The organism is Leptospira selangorensis (genome assembly GCF_004769405.1).
Taxonomy (GTDB): Bacteria; Spirochaetota; Leptospiria; order Leptospirales; family Leptospiraceae; genus Leptospira_B; species Leptospira_B selangorensis.
On sequence record NZ_RQES01000018.1, the window covers coordinates 382,779 to 394,358 of the forward strand.

Annotated in this window: 6 protein-coding genes; 4 read left to right on the forward strand and 2 right to left on the reverse strand. The window is 38.3% G+C overall.

Features of this window, described 5'->3' with window-relative positions; genetic code table 11:
- Entirely contained in the window at positions 1–4,974 is a 4,974-nt protein-coding gene (locus EHO58_RS14245) for an LA_1737 family protein (protein WP_244241183.1), read from the forward strand.
- A gap of 54 nt (positions 4,975–5,028) precedes the next feature.
- Here EHO58_RS14245 and groL read toward each other — a convergent pair whose 3' ends face one another.
- On the reverse strand, positions 5,029–6,669 hold the full coding sequence (gene groL, locus EHO58_RS14250) for a chaperonin GroEL (RefSeq protein ID WP_100723604.1): 1,641 nt from the start codon (positions 6,667–6,669) through the stop codon (positions 5,029–5,031).
- 18 nt (positions 6,670–6,687) lie between these two features.
- On the reverse strand, positions 6,688–6,975 hold the full coding sequence (groES, locus tag EHO58_RS14255) for a co-chaperone GroES (protein ID WP_100707090.1): 288 nt from the start codon (positions 6,973–6,975) through the stop codon (positions 6,688–6,690).
- A 182-nt stretch (positions 6,976–7,157) separates the two neighbouring features.
- Here groES and EHO58_RS14260 point away from each other — a divergent pair, with 182 nt between their 5' ends.
- The 3 genes from EHO58_RS14260 to amt all read left to right on the forward strand — a co-directional run bounded on the left by EHO58_RS14260 (position 7,158) and on the right by amt (position 11,580).
- Positions 7,158–8,669, forward strand: a complete 1,512-nt coding sequence (locus EHO58_RS14260) for a cryptochrome/DNA photolyase family protein (RefSeq protein ID WP_135680361.1) — start codon at positions 7,158–7,160, stop codon at positions 8,667–8,669.
- 79 nt (positions 8,670–8,748) lie between these two features.
- A complete protein-coding gene (locus EHO58_RS14265) occupies positions 8,749–9,084 on the forward strand; it encodes an Mpo1-like protein (RefSeq protein ID WP_135626129.1) in 336 nt (111 codons plus the stop codon).
- Between the two features lie 222 nt (positions 9,085–9,306).
- Positions 9,307–11,580, forward strand: a complete 2,274-nt coding sequence (amt, locus tag EHO58_RS14270) for an ammonium transporter (RefSeq protein ID WP_135680362.1) — start codon at positions 9,307–9,309, stop codon at positions 11,578–11,580.

Here is an 11,580-nt window from a genome sequence, read left to right on the forward strand (position 1 = left end):
ATGATTAGAAATTTTCTGAAAAATTTTTATACTAAAATCGGGAGCGCTATTTTATTTTTTCCGGTTCTTCTGATTTGTTTATCTTTTGAGATCCATGCTACGGATTATTTTGATACTCTTACTTCGGAAAAGAAACCTATATTAGGAAGTGATAAAGAAGATAAGTATACTTTTAAAGTTTCCCCATTCGCGAGTATAGAAAATTGGGGGCCGCATTATTCTTTGAATCTGCTGGTTCTTTATACTTATACTGATTATCCTAAGTTTAAGCAGACTAGTTTTTTTCCTTTATTCGATCATATATCCGCAAAAGAAAACAAATCTTATAAATCCTATCTTTTTCCGATCTATTATGCGCAGCGCATCCAGGACTCTCAATCCGATTCTGAAGTAAACTATTCCTTATTTCACTATAACTCTTTCGAATCCAGAGGAGAAAAATTTTCGGAGAGTTGGATATCTTTTCCTTCTTTCCTTCCTTTGTTTGGTAGAAGCAAAACGATTGAAAGTGGCAAAGAAGAATCCTTTTATTTTGCAGTTCCTTTTCTGTTTTTTCGAAATCGGAACTTGAATGATGATTGGAACCATTTTCTGATCTTTCATTGGGGAGAAGATAAGGAATCTTCTTACGGTTCCATCCTTCCTTTGGTGTATTGGGGTTCCGGTAAAAGGAAATTCAATTTCACTCTTTTTCCGATCTTTTTCTATAATACATTATATAATTCTTATTCTGATAAGGAAGATTTTCATTTTACCATCTTTCCTTTATTCTCTTATAATTCTTGGAATTCAGGGGAGGAAGGTTCCTTTTTTACTCCACTTTTCGGTCAAACTTGGAAGGAGACTCCTCAACTAGGAGGTGGCGGGAAAGAAGAGGAAAAAATTTCCTATTATTTGGCATTATTCTTAAATCGTAACTATCATAATGGTGAATTACAAAATTATAATGCAAATATCCCGATCTTATTCAGTCGGAAATGGGAGAAGGGAGGTAAATCCGATACAAATATAGCATTGATCGGTGGTTGGAGCGCAAACGAAAAGGGAGATTATTCTTCTTCTTATCTATTTCCTCTCGTGTTCCACAAAAAGAATGAATATTTATATATTTTCCCCGCGTATTTCGATAATGGCACGGAGAAATATGGTTTATTGCCTATTCCATTTTATCATAAACGTACTGCGACTGAGATCGATTTTTATGCATTAAATTCTTATTATTCTAATGATTGGCATGGAAATTCTAAATTTTTATTTTTTCCTCTCTATTATCATTCATTTACGCCAAATCAATCTAAAGTAATCACTCCTCTTTCCTATTATTCTTCGGATGCTTTAGGAACGACTACCTTGTTTCCTTGGTTTTTATATTATAGAAATAAGGAAAAAGAAGCCTCTCAGAATTATTTTATAAATACTTATCTTTCTTGGGATGACCAAGGGAAATTTCAGCGTGGATTTTTCTTCCCTCTTTGGTTCTATAAATCTGGGGATTATTTTCATTTTATTCCTTTGTGGGCAAAGGGGAATCAGGCTGGGAATGAATATACTTGGATCATTCCATTATTCACTTATTGGAATAAGACTCGAACTTGGGTAGGTCCATTTTATTCCAGAAAAAGTGAAATCGGCGGTCAATATGAAAGGTGGATCTTATTCCCATTCTGGTATTTTTACAGAGACTCATGGCAGGGAGCTAAATCTGAAAGTTATACACTTCTTCCTATCTTCCAATGGAACGATACCTCCGAATACAAAGAACTAATAACTCCTTTGTCTTATTCAAAAGAATATAAGACAAAGTTTGAAAAATATTCCTTAGTTACATTATACGAAAGGTATGACACCGATCAGGAGTCCAGAAGAAGGATATATCCGTTTTATTTTTCAAATACTACCAATGAATATTCCTATTGGAACGTTCTAGGACTTATGGGTAGAGGTTTTGATAAAGCGGGAGATTCCAGATATACTTATTTGTTTCCCTTCTATTTTTATAAACGGGATAGTTTTCATTTAGTTTTGCCTTTATTTTTGAAGTTTGGAAATGATGACGATAATCATAAACATTTCGGTCTTTTTCACTATTATAATACTTCGACTGAGAAAGATAATACTTGGATCTGGCCTGCTTTATGGTTCACTAATATTGATAAGGTCCGCAAAGAGGAATTTACTACTAAATTCCTTCTTTACTGGAATTGGAATACTCCGCGTAGCAAAGGGAATATCGTACTCCCTTTTTACTTAAAATATGAAGAAGCAGATAAAACTTTAGAGCTTGTGCTTGCTTACTCTTCTTCCCAAACTCTTGGTAATTTCGGGGCAGGGGCAGGTTCTACTGAAAAGGAGTATTATTTAGACACTGATGTTTCTCTGTTTTATAATCTTTTTAGTATATCAACTAGAACTTCCATTTCCAAAGAACGTTTCGAATTTTGGAAATCTAAACATCCAGTTGAAGAGATACCAGTCGAAACGATTAAAAAAGATACGGCTGCAGACAAAAAGGAGGAGAAGGACGGTTTAGCAAAATATAAATCATTAACAAGAGAATCTGTTCGTTCTTTCTGGGGAATGAGTGCCTTGTTTGGGATTTTTAGTTATGAAAGAGGCGATGATCGTCATCATTTACGACTTCTTCCTTTGGCTTGGTATTCTTGGTCTGAAAAAAACTCGGACAAGGTGTCTTTGTTTGCGCCTTTTTATTTCTGGGGTAAGATAGCAGATGAATCCTATTTTGCTGCCGGCTTTATTTTGCCTGTTTATGCTCGGCAGTCTAAAGGATCAGATTTCCAAGAATCCTACTTACTATTCGCTTTCTTAAGAGGAAAGCAGGGAGAGGTAAGGGATTATTCAGTTCTATGGCCGATCACTAGATTTTATACTTCACCGGATGCTTGGGGCTTTAGGATCTTTCCTTTTGTTGCTCATGATGAGTCTAAAGATCATTCTCGCACAATTTCTCCTTTGTATTATTATAAACGGATCGTAGAAGGAAATACTACCACCAGATTTTTTCATTCTTTACCTTTGCTGTTATTTTTATATCATTCCGGTTCTGAATCCAGCCAGAATCAAGATCTATTCCAGGAAAAATCCTATAGTCTCTTAATACCGTTTTATTTGAGTTATGGTTCTAAGATCAAAATCCCATCGGAAGAAGCATTTGTATCCAAGTTTTATACATTATTATCCGCTTATTCTAATAAGAGAGAATTGAATGGAGAGGAATCGTCTTCTCTTCTCACTCCATTCTACTATTATTCCAGATATAAGGGTGCTTCTGAAACTTCGGAACAGGCAACTAAACTGGACTTTTTATTTTTTCCAACGATTTACTATAAACGAAATATCTCGGAAAGCACACTTTTTGTATTAGGATATTATAAAGAATCTTCTCCTTCCGTTTCTAAGTGGAATTTTCTGGGCCTGGTATCTTCTTCCGATGAGAAAAAAGGAGAAAGGGTCTCTAACTATTTTCATATATTTCCTTTTTATTTTTCAGGGTCGGAGAAGGAAGGGGAGAAGGTTGTAGAAAGTTATACTACTATACCGATCCTTTATTACGGTTATAGAAAAGGAAATGGTTCCGGATGGAATGTATTAGGATTATTAAGCGGTTCTGGTTCGGACCAAGAAAGTTCTTTTGCGATCTATCCTCTCTATTCTAATAAGGAAAAAAATATCCCGAATCTACTTAAAGAAAGAGTTACTTGGGGACTTTTGTATTATTCAGATAGAACCGAATTCCAAACAGGAAGTTGGAATTCATTCAACGCGAACCCTTTCGGGATCTTTTCCTCTTCCGGAAGTAAAAGTTTAGAAACTAGTTCTTCTTTTTACTTTTTACCAATCCCACTTTTATATTCTTATTCTGAGAAACAAACTTTGGAAAATCGAGAATATTTTAAAAGGGAAGTGACCTTTCTGAAATTGATAGATTATTCCAAATCTGAATCCGTTTACTTTAAAGAGGGTAGTGCGGATAAGGTTGCGGATCAATGGAGGGATTTTAGCGCATTCTTCCTTTTTTCGAATACATTACATACAGTGAAGGATCTTAAAAAAGAAGAAACGACTAGTATGTATTTCAAATCTTATCTTTTTCCGGTATATAGATTTGAATCTGAGAGCGATCCTTTTAAAAAGGAAAAACACTTAAACTTTTTGTTAATTACCGATTATAAATCCGGAAATTCCGGTTTAGAAAGATTAGTGGTCGGTCCCGCTTTCTATTTGGACAATTCGGAACGTACCGCATACGGATTGGCTCCTCTCGCATTCTATAGGAAAAGTAAAGAGTCCAGATTCTGGTTTGCATTCGGTTTTTATAGTTATAAGGATACTGATTGGGATCGCTGGGGATTTGCGGGAATTTTTGATACAAACTATGAGAACTATCAAAAGAGAAGAAATCTAAACTTCTTCTTGGGTCTGATCCATACAGAATTGGAAGAACAAAGAACCAAAGTTGCGATCTTTGGCGGACTCTTGGGTGGATATGAAAGAAGGCCTGATTATTCGGATACGAATTTCCTTTGGTTGCGTTGGAAATCAGTTCCGGGAGAGACCTTGGCGAATTTTTTACCGGTCTATTATTATCATTCGGATCCATCCGGAACTGCAACTTTGATACCTCCGGTCCTTGGATATTTCTCTTCTGAAAAAGACGGAAGATTCGATATGCTCGGATTAGGATTATTATACTATAGAAATCAAAAAATTTCCAAAGAAGAAGATCTGATGCTCGTAGGCCCTGGATTATTCTATTATAGACAGTATGGGAATAATATGAACGGATTACATGCTATGGGAATTTTGGCGATCCCTGGAATGGGAGGTCTTCTCTGGGATTGGGAATACGAGACTAAGACCAAATATAGCAAATACTCTATTCTACATTTATTATATAGTCATACGGTCACCAAGGATGGAAAAGAGATCGATAGAATATTCAGCATCAAGTTATAAAAAAAGCCGAGGATTTCTCCTCGGCTTTTAACTTTCCGAAAGGAAGAGCTGGCATTACATCATGCCGCCCATTCCTCCCATACCGCCCATTCCACCCATAGGAGGCATTCCGCCACCGTCTTTTTCAGGTTTGTCGGTGATTGTAACTTCTGTAGTTAACAACATTGATCCGATAGAAGCAGCGTTTTGGAGAGCAGAACGAACTACTTTCGCAGGGTCAACGACTCCAGCTTGTAGTAGATCTTCCCAAACCATAGTAAGAGCGTTGAAACCTTCGTTTCCTTTTTTGCTCTTTGCTTGCTCTACGATTACGGATCCTTCCAGACCAGCGTTAGAAGTGATCATACGGATCGGTTCCTCTAATGCGCGGAAGATGATTTTTGCTCCAGTAGCTTCGTCGCCTTCTAATTTAAGACCTGCAACTGCTTCTTGAGCTTTTAGAAGAGTTAATCCACCACCAGGAACGATTCCTTCTTCTACTGCAGCGCGAGTAGCTGAAAGTGCGTCTTCCACACGGTGTTTTTTCTCTTTCATTTCTACTTCAGTAGCTGCACCAACATGGATCACTGCAACACCGCCAGCAAGTTTAGCTAGGCGCTCTTGAAGTTTTTCGCGATCGTACTCGGAAGTAGTATCTTCGATCTGTTTTTTGATCTGACCTACGCGGCCTTGGATATCTTTAGAAGCACCTTGTCCTTCGATGATAGTGGTGTTTTCTTTATCCACGGTAACTTTTTTAGCACGTCCCAGTTGTTGAACTGTTGCGTTTTCTAATTTCATTCCGAGGTCTTCGGAAATCACTTGTCCGCCGGTAAGGATTGCGATATCTTCCAACATCGCTTTACGACGATCTCCGAATCCAGGAGCTTTAACAGCCACGCAAGAGATAGTTTTACGAAGAGTGTTTACTACGATAGTAGCTAATGCTTCTCCTTCTACTTCTTCTGCGATGATTACTAAAGGTCTTCCTGCTTGAGCGACTTTTTCCAATACAGGAAGAAGGTCTCTCATAGAAGAGATCTTTTTGTCGTAGATCAGGATATAAGGATCGCTTAAAGTAGCGATCATTGCTTCAGGATCGGTTACCATATAAGGAGAAACGTATCCACGATCGAATTGCATACCTTCTACCACGTCTAAAGTGGTTTCGATAGATTTTGCTTCTTCTACAGTGATAACTCCGTCTTTTCCGACTTTGTCCATAGCATCTGCGATCAGATTTCCTATATCCTTGTCGTTGTTTGCGGAGATAGTCGCAACGTTAGCGATATCTTTTTTGTTTTCGATCTTAACTGAACGTTTTTTGATACTTTCTACTGCTGCATTAACCGCTTTATCGATACCGTGTTTAAGTGCCATAGGGTTTGCACCAGCGGTAACGTTTTTCAATCCTTCGTTAACGATGGATTGAGCGAGAATTGTAGCGGTGGTAGTTCCGTCTCCAGCAACGTCATTCGTCTTTGTGGAAACTTCTTTTACCATCTGAGCGCCCATGTTCTCGATAGCGTCTTCTAGTTCGATTTCTTTTGCTACGGTAACTCCGTCCTTAGTGATGGTTGGAGATCCGAATTTTTTGTCGATTACTACGTTTCTTCCCTTAGGACCAAGGGTAACTTTTACAGCGTTTGCAAGTTTGTTGACGCCTTCTAAAAGTTTACGTCTAGCTGTTTCATCATACTCGATAATTTTTGCCATTTTTATTTCCTCGGCCTATTACTTTTTCACGATGGCAAGAATGTCGCTTTCGCGGATGATTAAGTATTCTTTACCTTCGGATTTAATTTCAGTTCCGGAATATTTGCCGTATAGAACGACATCACCAGCTTTAACTTCTAGTGGTATAAGCTTTCCGTCTTCATAACGTCCGCTTCCTACTTCTACAACTTTTCCCTCTTGCGGTTTTTCTTTAGCCGTATCAGGAACGAAGATGCTGCCGATTTTTTCTTCAGCGTCTTGTTTAGGCTCGACCAGAACACGGTCACCTAGCGGTTTAATCGCCATGACTTTCTCCTTTTAGCACTTGAAATAAATGAGTGCTTGAATATAAATTCCAGGAAATCCGAAACAGGGGTAGGCGGTCAAGCACTTTGAATCATAGAGTGCTAAAATATTCGTTAAAATCCGCTTAAACCCTCGAATTTTTCATTTCCCGTTTTTTGGGGAAGAGCGTCTAAGGGAGAATCTTGTTTTCAGAAAGAAATTTAATCAGAGTAAGAGAAGGGAATAAAAAGCCCGTCTTAGAAGAAGGAGAATATATTCTCTATTGGATCCGAGCGAATCGAAGGTTGGCTTGGAATCATTCTTTGGATTACTCCATCCACCTTTCCAAAAAATTTAAAAAACCTTTGGTAATCTTCGAATCCATCATGATGGATTTTGAATGGAGTTCTCCCAGGCTCCAACAATTTCTTTTAGAAGGAATTTGTGATACTGCAGAAGACGCAACCCGTATCGGTCTTACATATTGGCCTTTTGTAGAAACTAAAGAACATTCTCTTTCTGAGATAGTTCCAGGTATTTTAGAAAAAGCTTCTATTGTGGTTACGGATGATTTTCCTTGTTTTTTTCTTCCAGAACATGAGGAGAAGATTTCCGAAATCCTAAATTGCAAACTGTTGCTCGTAGATTCTAATTCTATCACTCCACTTGCTTCTTATGAAAAATCATTCGGATATGCAAGGGTTTTGAGACCTAAACTTCATGATAGGTTTGTGGAATCTTATGTTCATAGATCCAATCCAAAACCGAATCCAAAAGGAATTCCAAGTTCTGATCATTTAAAAAAGCCGAAGTTTCTATTTTCAGGGAAGAAGGAGGACATCTCTTCGTATCTTTCAAAAATGCGTTCTCAATTTCCGAATGTTCTTCCTGTTACTGGTAAAGCTGGGGGAAGAAGAGAGGGTTTAAAACTTCTGAAAAAATTCCTGAAAGAGGGACTTCCATTTTATTCGGAAGAAAGAAGTGAGCCTAGACCTCCTGAAAAAACTAAATCTTCCTATTTATCTCCTTATTTACATTTTGGAATGATCTCGGTAGATGAGATCGTTACTGCAGTTTTAGGATCTGATCCAAAGATAGATTGGAGTCCTGATATATTAAATCATTCTTATAGAGGAAAAAATGAGGGTTTTTTTCATCCGAACCCGAATATAAATTCTTTTTTAGATGAACTTCTGACCTGGAGAGAACTTGGTTATCTTTTGTTTTATAAGGAACCGAGTTTTAGAAAAGATCTCTCCATTCTTCCGAATTGGGCAAAACTTTCTTTAGAGGCTCATCGGGGGGATAAAAGAGAATACATATATTCAAAGGATGAATTTGAGAAGGCGACGACCCATGATCCTATCTGGAATGCAGCTCAGAAAGAATTAGTTCTTACAGGAACCATCCAAAATTATCTCAGGATGTTATGGGGTAAGAAAGTGATAGAATGGTCTTCTTCACCCGAAGAAGCATTTCGTATATTAGAAGATTTGAATCATAAATATGCGTATGATGGAAGGGATCCTAATTCTTATACCGGTATACTCTGGTGTTTTGGAGCGTTTGACCGACCTTGGTCCCCGGAAAGAGCAGTGCTCGGAAATATCCGTTATATGTCTTCTGATTCCACTTCTAAAAAATTCAAAATAAAACCGTATCTGGAATATATCCAATCTCTGGAAGGATTGTCGGAACTACGACTTTTTAAATAACATATGTTATTATAAATGAAAGAGAAGTTGTTGCGGATTCTTTTTCCCTGCCGTATCATGTAGTTCCGGAGGGACAAAGATGACTGAAAACAAAAAATACGAAACCCTACAGGAATTCTGGCCATTCTACCTGAGAGAACATTCAAACAAAATGAACCGGGTATTCCATTTTATAGGAACGACATGTGCTCTTGTGTTTATCGTTTCCGCAATCTTCTATCTAAACGCTTGGTACTTACTGGGAGCATTGTTTAGCGGATACTTTTTTGCATGGATCGGGCATTTCTTCTTAGAAAAAAACCGTCCTGCCACATTTATTTATCCGTTCAAATCTTTCGTAAGTGATTGGAGAATGTATTTCTGTACGATTACCGGACAACTAGGTAAGGAATTACAGAAAGCGGGAGTGAAGTAAGTTACCTATATTGCGGAATCGCAGGATAGGGATTTTCACGTTACCTGCGATTTCGTGATCATTACCCCATTTGAGGGATATTCTCTTGTTACTGAAGCGGTGTAAGATTAATTCGCTTATTAAGTAACGTTATAAATTATTGTCGGCTTACGTTTTTTTCTTTCTCAATCTATAATCAATCAATACATAGGCTCATTCTTAGAACGAAGAGAGGTTCTCTGATTGGATCCCGTTCTTCCCGCCGCCAAAGAATTAGCCAAGAATGTAGACATCTTATGGGTGATTTTCGCTTCCGCACTTGTCTTTTTTATGCAAGCCGGTTTTCTACTTTTAGAATCCGGATTAGTTCGATCTAAAAATTCGATCAATGTAGCGATTAAAAATCTACTCGATTACGTTGTAGGAACAATCTGTTTCTTTTTGATCGGTTATGGTTTGATGTATGGGACTAGCTTTAATGGTTGGATCGGTAAGGATCTATTTCTTTTAGAGGGTCTTAGCACAGGCAAAGAATTTGCCTTCTTCCTTTTTCAAGTTACTTTTATGGGAACGGCGGCGACCATCGTATCCGGTGCGGTCGCTGAGAGGATACGATTCCAAGCATATTTGGTCTGCTCTCTTTTTGTTTCATTATTCATATATCCTGTTTTCGGTCATTGGGCATGGGGAGGAGGTTGGTTAAGCCAATCCGGCTTTCATGATTTTGCTGGAAGTTCGGTAGTACATTCGGTCGGTGCTTGGGTATCTCTTGCTGGAGTGATTGTCCTCGGGCCTCGAAAGGATCGTTTCGATTCTGATGGAAAGCCTAGAGAATTATACGGCCATAATCTTCCTTTTTCCGTTTTGGGAACTTTCATCTTATGGTTTGGCTGGTTTGGATTTAACGGGGGAAGTACACTTTCTCTCACTGATTCAGTTCCGAAAATTATCGTGAATACTAGCTTAGCAGCTTGTGCAGGTTGTTCTGCCGCTATCATATTCGATTATATCACAAAAGGTGTTCCTCATGTAGGAGGCGCGATTAACGGAGTTCTCGCCGGATTAGTCGCAATCACTGCGGGTTGTGATGTAATGAGTCCCGCTTCTTCTTTGATCATTGGACTAATCGCAGGCATACTTGCGGAAGTTGCAGTATGGATCATGGAAAATTTTCTAAAATTAGACGATGTGGTGAGTGCATTTCCAGTTCATGGAGTCGGGGGAATTTGGGGAACCTTGGCCGTGAGTTTATTTGCACAAGAAGAATCGTTACGCAGTTGGAATCAGTGGCAGGCTCAACTTACGGGTATTGCAGTCTGTGCGATTTGGGCTTTCAGTATGGGACTCATTTTATTTTTCTTAATGAAGTTTACTATTTCAATCCGCGTATCTTCGGAAGAAGAAGATAGAGGATTAAATGAATCCGAGCATGGTGCCAAAACAGTGTGGTTGGATTTAATGAATGCAATGAAATACGTGGCCGATTCTAAGGATTTAAGAAAAAGGATCGATGTAGATCCGGGAGTTGAATCGGGAGCAGTCGCAGAATTATTCAATCGTTTACTTTTGAGCTTAACCCAAATCATAGGAGTTGTAAAAGAAAACTCGGATAAGATTGAAAATGAATCCGGTCATTTAGAAAATTCCACTCTTGCTATTACGAAAGAGATAGAAAACCAAAAAGAAAAAACGACCTTAATAAGGGAAACTTCGGATCTATTAGAAACATCTTTAAAAGCAGTTTTAGATCTAGTAAGGGAAGAAAGAAGAAGGTCATCCGAAATGAGAAGAATGTCCGAGGAGATGTCCCAAGGAATGAAGGAACTCCAAACTGATATTTTAGCATCAGACCAAATCAGTGACTCTATACAATCTATCGCATTCGCCGGGGAAAAAACTTTAGAAAGGACCGTCAAAAGTATGCAAGGCCTAAACGGTTCCGCTAAAAAGGTGGAGGAGCTCGTAGGAATTCTCCAAAAAATAGCGGAACAACTCGGAATGTTATCTATTAATGCATCGATTGAATCTGCGAGAGGAGGAGATAAGGGATTTGCAGTGGTTGCACATCAAATCTCTGTTCTTTCCGAAAAGACAGCTTCTAACGCGAAGCAAGCAAATATGTATTTGAGAGATATATGGGAAACTGTAAACGGATCATTACAATCATTAGCCGAAACTGTGGATTCATTTAAGTCGATATTGATCAAAATCCCGGAACTTTCAAAAACCATGAAAGGTGCTTTTGATTCAGTGAGAGATTATTCTTCCAGATCCGAGGATTTAGAAACTTCTATCCAGGGAGTTGCTGATATGAGTGAATCGGTTGCTGCAGATATGGAGAAACGTTATTCTGAATTGAGTCGAATGAGGGATTTTTTCTGTGAGATCGAAGATGGTGCAGTTCGGATTGGATCGTTGCTCGAAGACTTACAAAAGATGAGCCTTATGTTAAGCGGTCAAACAATCCGAATGCACCGGGTTGTGGATATTTTTAGAATAGAGCCTACTACTAACTGA